An 18,441-nucleotide genomic window follows, 5' to 3' on the forward strand; every position below is an offset into this window, starting at 1 on the left:
TTACGTCCCGGAATCTCCTTGCTGAGGCATGGGGGTCTGGCTGGGCACCTCCCGGCCAATCTCCTCCAAGCATTCGCTTTCCAGCGTCACCTTAAAAAGTGTACCGTCCACCCAGGCGCGGGTGCTGGTTGCACGCACTTCCCCGTCTTCCCCGATCAGTCCCTCCAGCTGCCGGAGCAGCTGATCTTCCAGCAAACTTTGAGCCGCCTGGAGATCAATGGAGATCGACTTTACTTCGTACTCCCGAAACATCTCCTGCCGCAAACTGATGGGGAGGGCTTCGCCGGTGGGCAGCCGCCCTTGGCGCACTGTGATTATTTTATCATAGAAGGGCCAGGAAATGCTACTGTTTCCGAAAATTTCAACTTGATTTCCCAGAAGGTTTACAGACCACACCGATTTTTCTTCCCCCGTGTAAGTCTTGACCTGGGCAGTGAGCGGAATGGCAGCGGTAAGGTTGCGCCAGGTCCGGGCCCAAACCCTGCCCCGGGCGTGAGTCTCATAGTAGCGGGTAGGAAGGTCACTGTACTGGGGAGGCTCCAAAGTGACCAAACCGGCAATGAGGGTTTCCCCTGCCGCCACGGTATCCCCTTCCTTGACCACCGCGTCCCCCTGCTCCGCTTCCACGTGGGTGACAATGCCATCTGCCTCTGCCACAATATCATAGTAGCCTGTCTCATCCACCCGCTCCGGCTCCGGCACCGCCTCCCGCACAAGGACCTCCAACCGGGTCCCATGGAGATTGATGCCCATCCAGGACAGGCCGTCCAACCCCAGCAGAGCCTCCTGGGCAATTTGCTGCCGGTCCAAAGCGGGACCGTACACCCCGGGGCGTACGCCCAGCTGCCGCAGTTGGCTGAGGATGACCGCCGTTGGCACCTGCTCATTTCCGGAGACCTCAATGACCAGGATGAACCGCGAGAAAAAGGCCACCGCACACAGAGTCAAAGCCAGTCCCACCAGAAAGGCGTACCGGGTGCGAAAGCGGGCCAGGAAATCGGGCAGGCCGTGGCTTTTCTCCACTTCCACGGTACAGCTCACCTTTTCCGCCAGCTCTTTCAGTTCCTTCAGCGCTCCCCGCCGGGTGGTCAGGCGGACGCTGTGCTCGTCCAGCCACTCCACCGCCCAGAAATCCAGCCGGTGCTGGGCGCACAGGTTAATGAGCCGCTCTGGAAAGGGCCCGGTCACCGTCAGGCACACCATTCCCAGGAGATAATTCATCAGCCGCTTCATGTTGCCCCTCCTATGTCAGCTGGATGTGCTCAATCTTTCCGGTAATTAACAGCTCCAGCCCCGTCATGGCCCGCAGTTCAAGCCCCTGGCCGCTGATTTTCACCAGAAAGGACCCGGCACTGATGTGGATTTCCTCCGAGCCGTAGGCCAGGATTCCTTTGTGGTTTTCCATGCGCAGCTCCCCGTCCCCCGTCAGCTCCAGGCGGGGCACACCCGCCAGGGCATCGGCAGGCAGGTCAAACAGCTCCGCCGTCTTTTCCAGGAATCCGGCCCGGCGCGGCTTTTTGTCCATGAAAAATCACCTCTCCCTCATTTGTATGTAAGGAAGAGGTGAAACTTGAATGTTGTTTTATGGATTCTCATCCAGCCGGTGTTCCTGACTGCTGTAGAGAAGCTCAGCACCGCGAAAGACGGGTCCATGGTAGGTGTAATAGTCGTACATGGGATCCAGAAAGGAGTTGTCCACTTCCAGCAGAGTCTGGCCTTTGTAGGTGATCATACGCTCTTGGCCGGCATAGGTGAAGCAGGCTGCCCAAGGGGCGAGAACCAGAAAATAATAGAGGAATATCGCCGCTCCGGCCAGTACGGTGATTCGGACGGCAGCCCGGGCACCCAGAGAGCGCCTCTCCATGGGGCAGGTCACTACCCTCGCCGCTGCTCCAATCACCACGGCCACAAGGCATAGAATACCGGCGGCGGCCATCAGCCCGCCCGGCAGGTTGCGCCAGGCCAGGTCAAAGGGCTTCAGCAGCAAATTTCCTCCTGCCAGCAGTCCAACGGGCACAGCCGACACCAGTCCCAAGCAAAGCAATCGTTTGTCCCGGGGCGCAATGAGGGCTGCATCCATCCAGGCCAGCAGAATCACGCTACCAGCCGCACAGAGGGCGCATGTGACATCGACGCTCACGTGTTCTCCTCCGACACAGTTACCGTTCCGTCCTCCCACAAGGTAAGGTACAGCCGCGTTCCATCAAAATGGATCCGGGCCTGTCCCAGCTCCTGCTCATCCAGGTCCAGAAGGACTATGGTACAGTCCTCCTCCCCCTCGTCCAGCTTCAGGCCGTAGCTCTCTCCCCGCTCCAGCAGGGCCAAACCTCCGGCATCTGCCACCACCCGGCTGGCATTTTCCTCCTCCAGCGCGATAGAGGCAATGGGCGTTGGATTTTGGCTGACCACTACCAGATCCGCATCTCCATTCCAATCTCTGATCACCAGATAACGCACCACCGCACAGCCCGACAAGCATACCGCTATGCAGGACACTGTGAACAGCAGACACAGCGCTCTTCCCCAGCTTTTCACTTCAGCCTTCATCTCAGTTTTCCTCCGTCAGCCTTGGTTTCTCGCCCTTTCCCAAGGTCATCGCCAGCACCATCAGGTTGAGCAGTACCGTGGACAAGAGCAGAAACCCGGATACCTTGGACACCGCTCCGGCAGTGTCCATCAAAGCCGACCAGTCCTCAATATCCACCAGATGCTGCTGATACCTCAGCTGCATCCAAAGTGCCAAACCACAGAGACTGAGACTAATCACAGCGGTCATTCCCTGTTTTCCCCGGTTTGGAACCCGACTCTTCCGCAGGCCCAGACAGGGTACAATCCACCCCGCCAGGCCGCACACCAGACTACCCAGATTCAGCCATCCGTATCCCATCGCTCAGTCCTCCCATTCGTAGATTTTTTCACCCTTTATCAGGAAATTTACATATCGATAGCCTGTCTCGCGAAAGATTCCCGTAACCTCCACCACGGCTTTCTGGTCTGTCCACTCGTTTCCCTCCACCACACGGTCCGACCATGTGCCAAAAAACACACTGGCTCCCACCGTGAGAACCGTTGCCAGCACGACACATAAGGAGCAGGCTGAAACGGCACCTCTCATCCAGGGGACAGCATCCTGCCGCGACTCCACCTCCCTGTTGACCCAATAAACCATCATCAGGAAGGTAGCTCCAACTGCCAACAACAAAACTCCCTGTACCCAGCGCCGCCAGCTCAGTCCCAGCTGTGTCAGGACCAGTCCCCCGCCAAAGCTCACCGCCAGCAAGAATGCCAGCAAGAGTAAGGAAATCATCAGCTTCCCTCTTCCCCGCCCCGGTCTCATCACCAGAAATACGCTTAACATGATGAGGGCTATGCCGGACGCACTCCCCAGCAGAATGATGCCGATCAAAACGAGAACAACCGGCACAGAAACCACCTCCTTTAGTCCGCAATCAGCTTTGCTTCGGTCACATATCCATCCTCCAAATAGACAAACGGATATTCGGGGAACATGGCCCATGGACGCCCACCGGCCTGGTAGACCAGCAGAGGCCGGACAGTACTCCCCTCTGTCGTCAGCCGCTCCTCCATCTGCTCCCCATCAGTGTCGCTGCCCAGAAGGGCTTCCACCTCCGCCCGGGACATACCCACCAAGCCGTTATACTGCTCCAGCAGGCTGTTCACCAGCTTGCCCCTCTGGTCTCCGTCCGTCTTTGCCCAGCGCTCTGGGGTAAAATGCCCGTCCCAGGTTTTCCAGAGAAAGAACCCCAGAACCAGGGCCAGAACCACAACTATCTTTTTATGTCGTTTGAGAACAGACATGGTTGCTCCTCCATCAGCAGTCATTTTCCAGCACATAGAGCCGTCCCGAGTCTCGGTCCAGCAGGGCAAAGGTACAGTTTTGCAGCACGGAGTTAAACTCGCACTTCTCTCCGTACTGCTCCTCATAGCGGTCCCGGTAAAACCATCGGCCGTTCTCCGTATCCGGCAGAAGCGGAAGTACTCCGCATCGTTCCTCCCAGAGCTGACGGATGGGCTCCATGATAGTCTCATCCACCGGGAGAGCATTCCAGTTATCCTTCACCTGGTCCCACAGGGCATCCTGCCCCGCCTTGTCTGGAACCGTCACCACGGCAAGCAGCGTTCCATCCCCATGAAAGCCGCCGTGACTGTCCAGACTGGCAATCTCCACCCCGTCGGGGAGAGAAATTCTCAGTTCTTTCTCCAGATATCGTTCCATATCGTTCCCGGCAGTAAAGTACCAGGCGGCCAGACATAAGGCTCCCGCCGCCAGGATCAACGCGCCCCATAGGCATATCTTTTTCATGACTCCTCCTCGTCCGGCACAAACTCCAAAATGTCTCCGGGCTGGCAATCCAGCGCCGCGCAGATGGCCTCCAGAGTGGAGAAGCGGATGGCCCTGGCCTTGTTGTTCTTCAAAATGGACAGATTTGCCATGGTGATATCCACCTTCTGCGCCAGCTCGCTGAGGGACATTTTCCGCTTGGCCATCATCACATCCAGGTTTACCACAATCTTCATATCCGCGCCCCCTTAAATGGTCAGGTCCTGGTCCTCCTGCAGCTCCGCCGCCTGGCGGAACAGGGCGGACATGACCAGAAACAGCAGGCCTGCCATAAAGAAGCCCGGGACAAAGAGCGCGGTGTAGGTAAACAGCGGGGCTAACGTTCCATCATGCCAGAACCACCACAGAAGCCGCACCAGCGCCGCGCCGGAAATGATCCAGCAGCAGATGGCCGCCCGCTTCAGCGCCCGGGCGTTGGCCATTTGGAAGGGGCTGCCCTGGAGAATCGTGTCCAGCACCTTTTTGGCCTGCCACAGGATGAGCGCGCTGCAAGTGCCGCACAGCCAGTAGGCCAGTGTCACCACGCACACCAGACTATCCCGCCAGAAGCACGTCAGGACCTCGAGCAGATAGGCCCAGATGCTCTTCTGCACCCACAATCCCTCCAGACCTGCCATGGAACGAACAGCAGCCAACAGCCGCTCCGAGCCTCCAATCACCAGTTGAGTAACCAGTCCGGGCACCAGAGGCATCACCAACAGATTGCATACGAACGTGATAATCACCAGCCAACGTAAGATGCGGGCCAGATGCTGAACAGCAGTTTTTTCCATGGAAGGTTCCCCCTTTCTGTGGCGCCATTCTAGCATCGCTATTTTTGTTTGTCAATATATTTTTATCGTTTTTCGATAAACTTAAGAATTGAGAAAACCGCCCGGATTTCCAGGCGGCTGTCAAGTGATTTCCCTGTTCGTTTCAGGAATCAGAGCGGCTCCATACCGGCGCAAAGCCTTCCGCCGCTCCCTCCAATCGGGCATGAGGGCGTCCATGCTGGCATAGAAGCCGGGACCGTGGTCGTGGTGGAGGAAGTGGACCAGCTCATGGAGGGCCACATAGTCCCGCAGTTCCTCTGGGCACCGGGCCAGAGCGGTGTTCAGGGTAACATATCCCTGCCTCCAATGGCAGTTGCCCCACTGGCTGCGCATGGCCCGCAGCTTCAGTTCCGGCATAGCCACCCCCAGTCCCTCCACCAGAGGATAGACCCGTTCCAGGGCCTGCTGAAGCAGCATCCGGCAGGTTCCCCGGTCGGGCAGAGGCGGCAGAGGAACTGCTTGGTCCCGCATGCGGGCCTGTCCTTCCAGAATCCAAGCACTTTTCTCCTGCACCAGGCGATCGGCCTCGGCCAAAGGGCAGCGCATGGGGATGGACAGCACCACTGTGCCGTCCCGACGGATACGGAGGTTTAAGTTTTTTACCCGCTTGCGCTCCAGCACATAGGAGACAGGCCCATGTGAAGTGTTGACCAGGCGCAGCTGCTCCATGTACGCTCCTCCTTATCCTCGCTTTAACGTGACTGCCACGACCTCTGGGCGGTTCCAAACCCGCTGGGGAAACAGGCTGCCCCCGATGCCCCGGCTGACCACCATTTGGGTCTCCCCCAGTTGATAAATGCCCGCTGTGTACTTGGGCAGAAAGCCCTGTCCCGGGGCAAACAGCCCACCCACCAGAGGCAGGCGAATCTGTCCCCCGTGGGCATGGCCGCAGAAGGCCAGATCCACACCGGACGCGGCATAGTTCTCAATATATTGGGGCTCATGGGCCAGCAGGACGGTAACGGCGTCCTCCGGCCAGGAGGCGCTCAGCCGTTCCAAGGTGCCGTCCCCCAAATTGTCGTCGCACAGGCCGGTCAGTACCATGGTGCCGCCGCCGGGCAAGGACAGCTCCTCCGTGCGGTTATCCAGCAGGACAACTCCCGCCGCCTCCAGCCCATTTTCGATCTGTTCACGGGTCTCCCAGGGCAGAGATGTCTCATGGTTTCCCGTCACATAATAGGTGGGCGCCAGAGCGGCCGCTCCCCGGGCCAGCTCCAGGGCGGGCACCAGCTCCGGGCGTCTCCCATCCACCAGGTCCCCGGTCAGGAGAATCACATATGGCTTTGCCTGGGAAATGGTGTTCAGCAGGAGCTCCTGCCCCTCCCCCATGGGCTTGCTGTGCAGGTCGGACACCTGCACCAGGGTCATCCCATCCAGCTCCTCCGGCAGCCCGGACAGCTCTACGGTATAGCGGGTGAGCATCAGCCCGTCATTCTGCCAACGGCAGACGGGGACAGCCAGCAGGCACAACGCGGCCGCCCCGCCCAAAAGATATTTGCTTCTCCGTCTCATAGGCCGTCCTCCGGATTCGTTTTGTTCCCCCGCATTGTACCAAAGTCCCGAAAAAAAGGCAAGGCGCGGTTCCCCGCGCCCTGCCCTCCGTGCTATCGAAAGTTCTCCCGATGTTGCCATTCCTCAACGATCCTGCCAGATCTCGGTGCGCCAGAGCTCCTCCACCTGCTCCTTGCCCGTCCGGTACCACTCCGGCTCTTCCAGCTTTTCTGCCTGAGTAAGGTCGGTCCGACTGTGCGGGACGCCGCCCCCGCCGCCGGAGCCGTCAGGCAGCGTCACCCCCTCAAACCAGCCGTAGTCCTCTGGGGTTCCGCCCACAATCCAGTAGTGTAGGTTGCCCTCTTCGTCCAGGGCAGTGTGGACATAGGGAGTCTCGTCATCCACCCGGTCGGTTACGTCCAGGCGCTGTCCATCGGCCACAAACCAAAGCCGCCCCTCCTCCAGAGCAATCACAGTGGGGTTTCCCTCCTCGTCATAGCCGTCCGACATAGTGACTGTACCGTATCCCCCTCCCACGCCCGTCTGTCCGATGATCACCTGCCCGCCGGACATAAGCTGGATAATCTGCTCTCCCCAGGTAAAACCCACCAGTGCCAGGCACGCGGCCAGGGCCGCGGCCAGCACAATCACTTTTCTTGCTGTATGGCGTTTCTTCTTTACAGTCCCTAAGACTGTTTTTTTTATTTCGTCCCGGTTCACAAATGCTTCCTCCTTCGGTGCAAACATTTCGTCCTGATAGGCGTCCATGAGCCTGGAAATCTCAAGCTTCTTCAAACTCATATCCAACCTCCTGCAAAAACTCCTTCAGCCGCTCCCGCCCCCGGCGAAGCCGGGTCTTAGCGGTGGACAGGTTCAGTCCCATCTCCTCCGCCGCCCGGGCCACGGTCTGTCCATAGTAGTAGTGGCGCACAAACAGTTCCTGGTCGCTCTCCTCCAGACTGTCCAGCGCCTTGCGGAGCACCTGCTCCAGTTCCCGCTGCTCCAAAGTAATCTGGGGGCTGTCCGGAGACAGGAGCAGGACGTCCTCCTCCAATGGGAGGGTCTCCCGCCTGGCCCGCAGGCGATTAAAGGCCCGGTTTCGGACCACCGCCCCCAGCCAGCCCTTCAGGTTGCCAGGCTGGAGCGTCTTGCGGCGGTTCCATGCCTCCAGGAAGGTCTCCGTCACCAGCTCCTCCCACTCCTCCGGGCACCCCGGCAGAACGCGGGCCGCCACGGCGCAGACGTAGGAGGTGTACTGATCCATCAGTTCCTCCAGCCCTGCCGGGTCACCCCGGCGCAGACGTTTTAACAGTTCTTCCTCCCGGATGGGAATCCCCTCCTCTCTCAAAGCGCGCTTCACCCATCTTAACACGCAAACGCCCCATTTGGTTTCACATCTCCGGAATTTTTTGCGGACAGGCAAATTTTCATTTTTAGGCTCATAAGGTTCCTTACGGAGGTGAGGACATTGAGCCGGTTATTGAGCAGACAGCAGTATCGGGACCTTTTGTTGGGTCTGGGCCTGCTGCTGGCCGCCGGAGCCCTGGTACTGTGGCCTAGCGAGGCCATGGAGGCCGCCCGGACCGGCCTTGCCCTGTGCGGAAATGTAATCATTCCCTCCCTGTTTCCCTTTTTTGTCCTCTCCACCCTGGTGGTGGAACTGGGCATGTCCCGGTACCTGGGGCGGCTCCTCCAGCCGGTGATGGCTCCCCTGTTCCGGGTGAACGGCGCCTGTGCCACCGCCCTGGCCCTTGGGGTGGTGGGGGGCTATCCTGTGGGAGCCCGCACCGCCATCAGTCTCTATCAAAGCGGCCAGTGCTCCAAAACAGAGGCGGAGCGGCTGCTGGCCTTCTGCAACAACTGCGGCCCCGCCTTCATTCTGGGGGTTGTGGGAACGGGAATCTTCGGCAGCGGCCAGGCGGGACTGCTCCTCTATCTGGGACACATTGCCGCCTCGCTGCTGGTGGGTCTGCTGTTCCGGTTCTACAAGCCCAGTCAAAGGCCGGGACGGGGCCGGGAAGCATCCGTTCAATTCCAGACCGCCCGCTTTCCCGTAGCTTTTACCCGTGCAGTCACCGGAGCCCTTCAATCCACTCTGAATATCTGCGCCTTTATCCTGCTTTTCACGGTGGTTATCCGTATTTTGACGGTGTCCGGCTGGCTGACCGGGGCGGCCGCCTGCCTTTCCACTTTGTTTCACCCGCTGGGCCTGTCCCAAACGTGGGCCGAGCACCTGCTGGCCGGTTTTCTGGAGATGTCCACCGGGGTGTCCACCCTCACCAGCGGTGCCCTCACCGGACGCATCTCCATGGCCGCCTTTATGCTGGGCTGGGCAGGCATCTCGGTCCATTGCCAGGTGCTGGCCTTTCTGGGAGACAGCGGTCTGTCCCTGCGCACTTATCTGGTGGGCAAGGCTCTCCATGGTGGGTTGTCCGCCGTCCTCATCTCTCTGCTGCTGCGCCTGTTCCCCATGGACTGCCCCGCCTCCGTCTATCTGGCTCAGCAGACCGAGGCCATCGCCCACCTGGATTTTCACACCGCCCTCACCATCTCCGCCGTAGCCGCCTGGGCCGTTTGGCTGGCCTTCCTTGCTCTGGCCGTTTACGTGGTGAAAAAAAGCAGTGGAAAAAAAAGCAGCCATCCGGTATAATAGGTTTACTATGCAAGGATGGGAGTGCCCGCTTATGAATCTGTTCCAGAAAAAAATTGATCCCCGCTGCGCCTACTGTGCCAGGGGCCACCACCTCAGCGAGGAGCAGATCCTCTGTCCCAAAAAGGGCGTGATGGAAGCGGGCTCTCACTGCCGCGCTTTCAAGTATGATCCCCTCAAGCGGGTCCCTCCCCGCCCCGCAGCTCTGGCTGGCAGCAACCTGAAGGACGAGGATTTTCAGCTGTAACTATATCTACATAAAAAACAGAGGCCAATGGCCTCCGTTTTTTAATCGTCAAATTCCTTCCAATGGGTCTGAAACAGGCGGTAGTAGGCCTGTACGTGCTCCAACTCGGTCCAGGGACACACCGCCACCGGCCTGGCATCCAGATCATAGATCTGCGCTCCCTTCAGGGACAACAGGAAGGGCGAATGGGTGGAGATGACAAACTGGCAGCCATAGAAGCGGACGGAATCCTCCAGGAACCCCATCAGATCCTCCTGGAGCTTGGGCGACAGGCTGTTCTCCGGCTCATCCAGCAGGTAGAGCCCGCCCTCTTTGATTTCCCGGGTAAAGTACAAAAAGGCGCTCTCTCCGTTGGATTGGCTTGGAATATCTTTCATTAGCTGCCTGTTTACATACCGGGAACCCGTTCCCCGCTTGGCCTCCACCACCTGCCGCAGCCGGTCCACGTCCTCCAGGGAATGGAGCTGAAAGTCGGCGTATCGGGCGTCCGTGTATTCCTTCAGCAGTTCCCGCCGCCTGGTGTCAATGCCCTCGTTCATGCACCGCAGGTCCAGCAGGTAGTCAAATACGTCGTCGCTGGTGATGACCCGGCTCCGGGCGCGCACCTGGGCCGTCATGGAAGGCAGCACCTCCGCCCTGCAAAGCTCCACATAGTCAGAAAAGAAGGAGCTGCGGTTAAAGACCGCCCCCCGCTGCAGCTCCAGCTTCTCCCCCAGCAGGTTCAGCAGGGTAGTCTTGCCGCTGCCGTTTCCTCCGCACAGGATGGTGATGGGTTCCAGTTCCAGCTCCAACCTCGGTTTCTTTCCCCGCCCTAGGAAAAGCCCAAAGGGATAGCGGCTTGCGTAGCAGGTGCGCTTTGTCTCCCCGTTATTCGCCAGAAAGCTCAATTCCTGCCCCTCGCTGGGCAACGAGAAGCTGTGGACGTAAACCATAAGCCCGCCTCCTTTGGGCTCAGTATAGCATAGTCTCAGCCCAAAAAACAGGACTATTGTGCCCATAGCAACGAAAACAGCGGCCTCGGGAGTTCCCGAAGCCGCCGTTTTTTGTTTCACAAAAGCGTCTTAGCCCTTGCTCTTGATGTACTCGTCAATGGACTTGGCCGCGTGCTTACCGGCGCCCATGGCCAGAATGACCGTAGCAGCTCCGGTAGCGGCGTCGCCGCCGGCAAAGATGGCCGGGCAGGAGGTGCAGCCCTTCTCGTCGGCCGCTACGCAGCCCTTCCGGTTCTTCTCCAGACCGGGAGTGCCCTCGTAGCTCATGGGATTGGGCTGGGTGCCCAGAGCCATGATCACCGCATCCACATCCATCTTGAACTCGCTGCCCTGGATGACCACAGGACGGCGGCGGCCGGAGGCATCCGGCTCACCCAGTTCCATCTTCACGCAGGTGATGGACTGAACGTGGTTGGTCTCATCTCCCTCGATGGAGACGGGGTTGGTCAGAAGGTCAAAGATAATGCCCTCTTCCTTGGCGTGGTGGACCTCCTCCGCACGGGCGGGGAGCTCCGCCTCGGAACGGCGGTAGACAATGTGGACCTCAGCACCCAGGCGCTTGGCGCAGCGGGCCGCATCCATGGCCACGTTGCCGCCGCCCACCACGGCCACCTTCTTGTTGTGGAGGATGGGGGTCGCGGCGTCCTCCTTGTAGGCCTTCATAAGGTTAATGCGGGTGAGGTACTCGTTGGCGGAGTAGACACCCACCAGAGACTCGCCGGGAATCTTCATAAACATGGGCAGGCCGGCACCGGAACCAATGAATACAGCCTCATAGCCCATGTCGAAGAGCTCCGTGATGGTAAGAACCTTACCGATGACCATGTTCAGCTCGATGTCCACGCCCATCTTCTCCAGATTGGCCACTTCACGCTTCACAATGGCCTTGGGCAGACGGAACTCGGGAATGCCGTAGCTCAGCACGCCGCCGGGGGTGTGAAAGGCCTCAAAGACGGAGACAGAATAACCCATGCGGGCCAGCTCACCGGCGCAGGTCAGACCGGCAGGGCCGGAACCGATCACTGCCACCTTGTGGCCGTTCTTGGGAGCGGTGGCCACATTGGCCACACCGCGCTCAGCGGCCCAGTCGGCCACGAAGCGCTCAATGCGGCCGATGGACACGGGCTCACCCTTGATGCCGCGGACACACTTGCCCTCGCACTGGGTCTCCTGGGGACAGACACGGCCGGAAATGGCAGGCAGAGCGTTGGCATTGGACAGCAGCTCATAGGCAGCGGCGATATCGCCCTCGGCCACCTTACCCACAAAGTCAGGGATGGGGATACCCACGGGGCAGCCGCTGACACAGGGCTTGTTCTTGCAGCCCAGGCAGCGCTTGGCCTCGTTCATGGCCTCCTCCAGAGTGTAGCCCAGGGCCACCTCCTTGAAGTTGGTGCTGCGGACCTGAGGATCCTGCTCCGCCATGGGAGTCTTGTTCATCTGCATGTTAGCCATTCATGGCACCTCCTCCCAGGCGGCAGAGATGCTTCTCCTTCGCCTTTGCTTCAAAGTCCTTATAAGTGGCGTTACGGGCAATCACTTCGTCAAAGTCCACCTTGTGGCCGTCAAAGTCAGGGCCATCCACGCAGGCGAACTTTACCTCGCCGTCCACAGTCAGGCGGCAGCAGCCGCACATACCGGTACCGTCGATCATAATGGGGTTCATGCTGACGGTGGTGGGGATGTTGTACTTCTCCGTCAGCTTGCAGGCAAACTTCATCATCAGCAGAGGGCCGATGGCGAAGACATGGTCAAACTTCACACCGCTGTTAATGAGCTCCTCCAGCTTACCGGTGACAAAGCCATGATAGCCGTAGGTGCCGTCATCGGTGCAGATGTGCAAATCGGTACAGGCGTGGGACATTTCCTCCTCCAGGATCACGATGTCCTTGGTCTTAAAGCCGCCGATGAGGTCTACCTGGTTGCCAGCCTCATGCAGGGCACGGGCCACCGGCAGCGCGATGGCACAGCCCAGGCCGCCGCCCAGAACGGCTACCCGGCCATAGCCCTCCACCTCTGTGGGAACGCCCAGGGGGCCCACAAAGTCATGGAGACAATCGCCCTCTCCCAGCTGGTCCAGAGCCAGCGTGGTGCCGCCAATCTTCTGATAAATCACGGTAACCAGCCCGTTGTCCGCGCTGGAAATGGTCAGAGGAATCCGCTCTCCCTCTTCGTCCACACGCAGAATGATGAACTGTCCCGCCTTGGCCTTGGCAGCCACCAGCGGCGCATACACCGAGATCTGCCCAATCTCAGGCGTCAGCGTCTTTTTCTTCGCGATTTCATACTTCTTCACGAAATGCTCCTCCTCACGAATTGTTCTGCCGGATTGCTCCGGCTGCCCTTCCCAATCCATTCCAAAAAACACGGCAAGCCGCGTTGATCACAACATAAACATTTTTCTTACCGGCCAAACCAGTGCCGACGGCCGTAACCACCATAGCGCCGATTTTTGCGCCATCGGATCACAGTGCGCACCAGCAGCACCACACCGGCAATCACCAGTGCCAGCACCAGCCAGGCCACCAGGGAAATCCAGTTGGGATGCTTCACCAGCTCTATGGGATTCCAGCTGTGGCTGACCTCCTTGCGCCCATCGGGGAAGGCATACTGCTGGGGAATTCCCTCTTCTCCAAAAGACTTCAAATAGGCCGCCAGAGCGTACCACCCTTTGATTTCTCCACCGGAAGCGTTCCGTAGGATTCGCTGGCTGAAATCGGTGATTTCCTGCCCATTTTCGTCCTTGGGGACGATGGACAAAAGTCCGAAAGACTGCTCCTTCACCGTGGAAAGCATCTGGGCACAGTACATGCCGGAGACAACACGGTAAAGCTTGTCGTTCTCCAGCTGAGCCAGCCCCTGAACACCAAATTCATTGGCAAAGAGCGGTTCCTGCAGCTCTGCCTCGGTCACCCGGTTAAACAGCATCCGGTGGGTATTGAAGGAATACTTCGCCCCAGACAGATACAGCTGGGCCTCCGGCATAAGAGGTGTTACAGAGGCATCCACCTCCATAACCGCCCGCAGTTCCTTGCCGGTAAGATAGCAGGACACCAGAGGGTACCCGGAGGTACCGGTCTCTCCCTCGCCCATGGATAGCACGTCAAAGGCCTGGGAGACGGTGATGTCACCGGCGTAGAGGGGGGCGCGCAGAATCCCCGATGCGGTCACTGCCACGGTCTCCACATTCGGGCTGTCCGCCTCCAGATTCTCCACCGCCCAGAGATAGGCATCTGCCACCAGATTACCCAGATTGTTTTCCGCCTGGGTTCCCTGCTCCGGCTGTTTCAAATCAAAGCTGCTGGTCGTCAGCACCTGATCATAGGTCAGGCTGTAAGCGGACAGGTAGGATCCGCTGACAAGGCTTTTCCACTCCTCCGTCAGCGCGGCAATCGCCGGATCCTCCGGAATGCTCTCATCAATGGGAGTCAGGTGGTAATCCACCAAGGTCTTCTCCCCTGTCTCGTCCCAAGAGAGGGTAATGGAACCCAGATTCTCACAGTAGGGACCTGCAGAGACAATATAGGTATCGCCCACTACAATGGGCTCCTCCAACGTTGTATGGGTATGGCCGGAGACAATCAGGTCAATTCCCTCCACCGCCTCGGCCAACTGTTCATCCTCAGAAGCCTTCTTCTTTTCATCGGTTCCGCTGTGGGAAAGGCAGATAATAAACTCCGCCCCCTGCTCCCGCAGAGCATCCACACACCGCTGAGCCGCCGTCTGCGGATCCTCCAGCGTAAACCCGGAGGTTGGGGCCATGGAGTCTGACTCCTCCCCCATCAGTCCGAAAATGCCAAAGGTAATGCCGCCCCGTTCCAGCAGCAGGTATTCCTGCACTCCATAGGCAGCCATGGACCGCTGGATATCCAACTGATCGGGATTTGCCCCGGAAGGTCTGAAATTAGCCATAAGAAGCGCCGGAACCGGATCCCCGCTTGTGGACGCGGCGCTGAGCATTTTTGCAAACCCCACGCCCGTCTGATCAAACTCATGGTTTCCGGCTGTGGTGGCGTCATAGCCCATGGCACCCATGGTCCGCAATTCAGCCGCCTGAGTGGTATATAACGTCTGCACCAGGGAGCCCACGGAGAAATCCCCGCCGTCCACTGTTACAGCATTCGGATACGCCTGACGCTCCTGCTCCAGTACGGTCATCAGACGGGCATAGCCACCGGATTCTCCTCCGTCCTCAGTCTTCTGAGGAAAAAAATGGGAGTGAAGATCATGCGTAAACAAAACAGTCGCCTGTTTTCCGGTCCCCTCTGCTGCCACAGTCAGACTAAATACCAGCAAAAGCACCAGAATCAGCGACAAGGTAATTCCAGTGAAGCGGCGCAGATACTTCAACGAGATACCTCCCTAAATTTCTGTGTCCTATTCTGCCATAAATGGTCCAAATATGAATACTCATATCTTAACCTGTTTTTGGCGTATCTTTGCATTTTTATGTTTTCGCCTGTTTTTTCTTTCGTTTCGCATCTTATTTGATATATTTTTAACAATTCTTTAGGCGTGAATTCCATTTTCGCAGGCAAAAGGGGGCTGTCTTACAGCCCCCTTCGCCTGAATCAGTACACTGTTACAGGCACTGCAGATATTTTCCATAGAGCGTCATGCCCAACTCCGTTCCAATGGCATGCACCTGATCATCGGAGATCCATCCCTCATACAGCCCCAGTTCCTCCAGGCAGCCTACGTAGCGGCCTGTGGTATCCTGAATGTGCTTGATGGTCTGCCCGGCCTCCAAAAGACTGTCAGCCGTTCCGGCATCCAGCCAGGTGAAATTCTTCTCCAGAGGAATGACCCGAAGCTCACCCCGGCGAAGATATTCCAGATTCACATCGGTAATCTCCAGCTCACCGCGAGCCGAGGGCTTCAAATTCCGGGCAATCTCCATCACCTGATGGTCGTAAAAATAGAGGCCGGGAATAATATAATTGGACTTGGGATAGCGGGGCTTCTCCTCAATGGAGATGGCCCGGCCCGCCTTGTCAAATTCCACGACACCGAAGGGTCGGGGATCCTCCACCCAATAGCCGAACACGGTGGCACCCCACTCGTTGGCAGCAGCCCGCTTCAGGGTCGCGCCCAAAGTGGGCGCATAGAAAATGTTGTCGCCCAGCACCAGACACACCCGGTCATTGCCCACAAACTCCTGTCCAATGAGCAGAGCGTCCGCAATGCCCCGGGCAACGGGCTGTTCGGCGTAATCAATACGCACTCCGTACTGGCTGCCATCTCCCAGCAGAGAACGGAATGTCTCTGTCTCCTTTGGGGGAACAATGACCAGAATCTCGGAAATACCGGCCTGCATCAAAATGGCAATAGGATAATAAATGAGCGGCTTGTCATACACCGGGAGCAGAGGCTTGCACACCGGCTTCGTCATGGGGTACAGGCGGGGTCCCTTACCCGCCGCTAGAACGATACCCTTCATGTTTTCCTCCTGTAAAGTCAATGGGCCTGTTAGGAGCGGCGTGTCGTCTGGCTGACCCGTCGTGGGATACGTTCCATACGAGACGCAGTTGGAATGGTTCCAACGCCCCCTATTGTACCATGACCCCAGGCAGTTTACAAGCCTTTCCCTCCGGTTTTAAGGGAACTTTAAAACCCCCGGCGGATCACAATCGTCATCCGCCGGGGGCTTTTTCTGTTAAAAACTAGGTTTTTCTCAGCCCAGAACCACCAGCAGATCGTCGGTGTTCACCGTGCTGCCGACCACAGCAGAGATGGACTTGACGGTGCCGTCCACAGGGGCGGAAACCTCAATTTCCATCTTCATGGCCTCCAGAACCACCAGCACATCGCCGGCCTTCACGCTCTGGCCCACCTGGCACTCCACCTTAAAGATGTTGCCGGGCATGGGGCTCTTCACTGCAGTCTCGCCAGCGGCGGGTGCAGCAGCAGGAGCAGGAGCGGGGGCAGCGGCCGGTGCCGCAGCAGGGGCGGGTGCGGGGGCAGCAGCCACAGGAGCGGCAGCGGGCGCGGGAGCAGCCACAGGAGCGGCTGCCACGGGGGCAGCGGCCACAGGAGCAGCAGGACCGTCAGCCCGCTCCACGGAAACCTGGAAGGGCTTGCCGTCAATGGTAACGGTAAACACGCCGGAGCAGTCCTCGCGATTTCCCATCACCAGGTGAGGCGGCTGATAGGAAGCGGCGAAGGGCTCGATGGGACGGGCGGTATAGCCATTGGACATGGGGGCAGGCACGCGGGCGTAGTACACGTGACCCTGCCAGGCGGGCAGAGGCGCGGTCTCAGCCTTGGCAGGAGCGGGAGCAGGAGCAGCAGCCTTCTTGGGCTCCTCCTTCTTGGGGAAGCCGGCCTCGCGGTCCTTGAAGAACGCCATAGCAACCTGGGGGAAAGCGATGTAGCTCAGGACATCCTCATCGCTCTTGGCGGTGGCGCCCAGCTCCTTCTTGGTCTTCTCAAACTCGGGCTCCAGAGAGTCGGCAAAGCGGCCCTCCACCAGAGGGGTATCGCCCAGGATCTTCTTCTGGATGGCGGGATCGATGGGGGCGGGGGTACGGCCGTACTCGCCGCGGCAATAAGCCTTGATCTCCTTGCCTACCACCTTGTAGCGCTCGCCGGCCAGAACGTTCTGCACGGCCTGGGAGCCCACCATCTGGCTGGTGGGGGTGACCAGAGGAGGATAACCCAGATCCTTGCGGACCTTGGGGGTCTCGGCCAGAGCCTCGTCCAGCTTATCCATGGCGTTCATCATCTTCAGCTGAGAGATCAGATTGGAGAGCATGCCGCCGGGAATCTGGTAGTTGAGGCACTGAGTATCCGTGGCCATGGAGATGGGATCCAGAGTACCGCTCTTGAGGAAGTCAGCCCGGACCCCCTTGAAGAAGTCGGCCATCTCGATGAGGGCCTTGTCGTTCAGGTCCACCTGATAGCCCAGCTGACGCAGCGCATAGGCCAGGGTCTCGGTGGCAGGCTGGGAGGTACCGCCGGAGAAGGGAGAGATGGCGGTATCGATGACGTCGGCACCGGCCTCCACCGCCTTCAGGTCGGTCATGAAGGCCAGACCGGTGGTGCAGTGGGTGTGGACCACCAGGGGCAGCTCAGGCACGGCGTCCTTGATGGCGGCACACAGATCATAGGACTCCTTGGGGCCCATGATGCCGGCCATATCCTTAATGCAGATGGAGGAAACGCCCATGCTCTTCAGGTCCTTGACCATCTTCACATAATTCTCCAGCGTGTGGACGGGGCTGGTGGTGTAGGAGATGGTACCGGAGGCGTGAGCTCCCTGCTTGACGGTCTCGTCAATGGCGACCTCCAGATTACGCACATCGTTGAGGGCGTCAAAAATACGGATGATGTCAATGCCGTTTTTCACGGAGTACTCCACGAATTTACGCACCACATCATCGGGATAGTGCTTGTAGCCCAGAATGTTCTGGCCGCGCAGCAGCATCTGCAGCTTGGTGTTGGGCATCTTGGCGCGGATCTTCCGCAGCCGCTCCCAGGGATCCTCCTGGAGGTAGCGCAGACACACGTCGAAGGTGGCGCCGCCCCAAACCTCAGCGGAATAGAAGCCGGCCTTGTCCATGGTCTCCAGAATGGGCTCAAACTTGCTGTACGGCAGCCGGGTAGCAATGAGCGACTGGTTTGCGTCGCGCAGCACCGTCTCCGTGAAGTTCACTTTTCTCATGGTAATCAACCTCCGTAGCGCTCAATGGAGCAATTTTTATCAAAAACAAACTGCATTCCCTTTCAGAATGCGCTGGCGGCAACAGAATATTTGCCTACCGCCCCAAAGTCACTTATGGATATTTTAGTATATCTTTTCCTCCAGTGCAAGCCCTTTCTCTAAAATCCACTTGCTTTTTCCATCTCCGCCCAGATATAAGAAAAGCGCCGCGGCAGAACCTTTC

Annotated in this window: 22 protein-coding genes; 2 read left to right on the forward strand and 20 right to left on the reverse strand. The window is 58.6% G+C overall.

Going from position 1 to position 18,441, the window contains the following annotated elements; genetic code table 11:
- The 14 genes from DWX58_RS09065 to DWX58_RS09130 all read right to left on the reverse strand — a co-directional run bounded on the left by DWX58_RS09065 (position 1) and on the right by DWX58_RS09130 (position 8,038).
- Complete coding sequence (locus DWX58_RS09065) at positions 1-1,233, reverse strand: sporulation protein YqfD (protein ID WP_118643082.1); 1,233 nt, start codon at positions 1,231-1,233, stop codon at positions 1-3.
- Positions 1,234-1,243: 10 nt separating this feature from the next.
- Entirely contained in the window at positions 1,244-1,525 is a 282-nt protein-coding gene (locus tag DWX58_RS09070) for a YabP/YqfC family sporulation protein (RefSeq protein ID WP_118643084.1), read from the reverse strand.
- 57 nt (positions 1,526-1,582) lie between these two features.
- Positions 1,583-2,140: a hypothetical protein gene (locus DWX58_RS09075; RefSeq protein WP_118643086.1), complete on the reverse strand. Its 558-nt coding sequence runs from the start codon at positions 2,138-2,140 to the stop codon at positions 1,583-1,585.
- On the reverse strand, positions 2,137-2,547 hold the full coding sequence (locus DWX58_RS09080; RefSeq protein ID WP_118643088.1) for a hypothetical protein: 411 nt from the start codon (positions 2,545-2,547) through the stop codon (positions 2,137-2,139). Before DWX58_RS09080 ends, DWX58_RS09075 begins: the two co-directional genes overlap by 4 nt.
- Before the next feature lies 1 nt (position 2,548).
- Positions 2,549-2,887 (reverse strand): hypothetical protein, encoded by a 339-nt coding sequence (locus DWX58_RS09085; RefSeq protein ID WP_118643090.1) that lies wholly within the window; start codon positions 2,885-2,887, stop codon positions 2,549-2,551.
- A gap of 3 nt (positions 2,888-2,890) precedes the next feature.
- Complete coding sequence (locus DWX58_RS09090; RefSeq protein ID WP_118643092.1) at positions 2,891-3,424, reverse strand: hypothetical protein; 534 nt, start codon at positions 3,422-3,424, stop codon at positions 2,891-2,893.
- A 14-nt stretch (positions 3,425-3,438) separates the two neighbouring features.
- Positions 3,439-3,819, reverse strand: a complete 381-nt coding sequence (locus DWX58_RS09095; protein WP_118643094.1) for a hypothetical protein — start codon at positions 3,817-3,819, stop codon at positions 3,439-3,441.
- Positions 3,820-3,832: 13 nt separating this feature from the next.
- Positions 3,833-4,324, reverse strand: coding sequence for a hypothetical protein (locus DWX58_RS09100; protein ID WP_147382254.1), 492 nt, complete (start codon positions 4,322-4,324; stop codon positions 3,833-3,835).
- Complete coding sequence (locus DWX58_RS09105) at positions 4,321-4,539, reverse strand: helix-turn-helix transcriptional regulator (RefSeq protein ID WP_118643098.1); 219 nt, start codon at positions 4,537-4,539, stop codon at positions 4,321-4,323. Before DWX58_RS09105 ends, DWX58_RS09100 begins: the two co-directional genes overlap by 4 nt.
- A gap of 12 nt (positions 4,540-4,551) precedes the next feature.
- Complete coding sequence (locus tag DWX58_RS09110; protein ID WP_118643100.1) at positions 4,552-5,136, reverse strand: DUF2975 domain-containing protein; 585 nt, start codon at positions 5,134-5,136, stop codon at positions 4,552-4,554.
- A gap of 120 nt (positions 5,137-5,256) precedes the next feature.
- Positions 5,257-5,844, reverse strand: coding sequence for a YgjP-like metallopeptidase domain-containing protein (locus DWX58_RS09115; RefSeq protein ID WP_118643102.1), 588 nt, complete (start codon positions 5,842-5,844; stop codon positions 5,257-5,259).
- A gap of 12 nt (positions 5,845-5,856) precedes the next feature.
- Positions 5,857-6,687 carry a metallophosphoesterase gene (locus tag DWX58_RS09120; protein WP_158579239.1) on the reverse strand — a complete coding sequence of 277 codons (831 nt, stop codon included), beginning with the start codon at positions 6,685-6,687 and terminating at the stop codon, positions 5,857-5,859.
- Positions 6,688-6,810: 123 nt separating this feature from the next.
- Complete coding sequence (locus DWX58_RS09125) at positions 6,811-7,467, reverse strand: hypothetical protein (protein ID WP_118643106.1); 657 nt, start codon at positions 7,465-7,467, stop codon at positions 6,811-6,813.
- On the reverse strand, positions 7,448-8,038 hold the full coding sequence (locus tag DWX58_RS09130) for a sigma-70 family RNA polymerase sigma factor (protein WP_243093380.1): 591 nt from the start codon (positions 8,036-8,038) through the stop codon (positions 7,448-7,450). The genes DWX58_RS09125 and DWX58_RS09130 overlap by 20 nt, the downstream gene beginning before the upstream one ends.
- Before the next feature lie 96 nt (positions 8,039-8,134).
- Here DWX58_RS09130 and DWX58_RS09135 point away from each other — a divergent pair, with 96 nt between their 5' ends.
- Both DWX58_RS09135 and DWX58_RS09140 read left to right on the forward strand, forming a co-directional pair.
- Positions 8,135-9,316: a nucleoside recognition domain-containing protein gene (locus DWX58_RS09135; protein WP_118643108.1), complete on the forward strand. Its 1,182-nt coding sequence runs from the start codon at positions 8,135-8,137 to the stop codon at positions 9,314-9,316.
- Between the two features lie 34 nt (positions 9,317-9,350).
- Entirely contained in the window at positions 9,351-9,563 is a 213-nt protein-coding gene (locus tag DWX58_RS09140) for a hypothetical protein (RefSeq protein WP_118643110.1), read from the forward strand.
- A gap of 41 nt (positions 9,564-9,604) precedes the next feature.
- Here DWX58_RS09140 and DWX58_RS09145 read toward each other — a convergent pair whose 3' ends face one another.
- From DWX58_RS09145 to DWX58_RS09170, 6 genes are all read right to left on the reverse strand, one after another.
- Positions 9,605-10,495 (reverse strand): AAA family ATPase, encoded by an 891-nt coding sequence (locus DWX58_RS09145; protein WP_118643112.1) that lies wholly within the window; start codon positions 10,493-10,495, stop codon positions 9,605-9,607.
- A gap of 129 nt (positions 10,496-10,624) precedes the next feature.
- Entirely contained in the window at positions 10,625-12,010 is a 1,386-nt protein-coding gene (gene gltA / locus DWX58_RS09150; protein WP_118643114.1) for an NADPH-dependent glutamate synthase, read from the reverse strand.
- Positions 12,003-12,851, reverse strand: coding sequence for a sulfide/dihydroorotate dehydrogenase-like FAD/NAD-binding protein (locus DWX58_RS09155; protein ID WP_243093381.1), 849 nt, complete (start codon positions 12,849-12,851; stop codon positions 12,003-12,005). The genes gltA and DWX58_RS09155 overlap by 8 nt, the downstream gene beginning before the upstream one ends.
- A 107-nt stretch (positions 12,852-12,958) precedes the next feature.
- Complete coding sequence (locus tag DWX58_RS09160) at positions 12,959-14,905, reverse strand: bifunctional UDP-sugar hydrolase/5'-nucleotidase (protein WP_243093382.1); 1,947 nt, start codon at positions 14,903-14,905, stop codon at positions 12,959-12,961.
- Positions 14,906-15,137: 232 nt separating this feature from the next.
- Positions 15,138-15,995 carry a glucose-1-phosphate thymidylyltransferase RfbA gene (gene rfbA, locus DWX58_RS09165; RefSeq protein WP_118643116.1) on the reverse strand — a complete coding sequence of 286 codons (858 nt, stop codon included), beginning with the start codon at positions 15,993-15,995 and terminating at the stop codon, positions 15,138-15,140.
- Positions 15,996-16,229: 234 nt separating this feature from the next.
- Complete coding sequence (locus DWX58_RS09170) at positions 16,230-18,218, reverse strand: pyruvate carboxylase subunit B (protein WP_118643118.1); 1,989 nt, start codon at positions 18,216-18,218, stop codon at positions 16,230-16,232.
- Positions 18,219-18,441 lie beyond the last annotated feature (223 nt).

Source organism: Pseudoflavonifractor sp. AF19-9AC (assembly GCF_003478995.1).
Classification (GTDB): domain Bacteria; phylum Bacillota; class Clostridia; order Oscillospirales; family Oscillospiraceae; genus Lawsonibacter.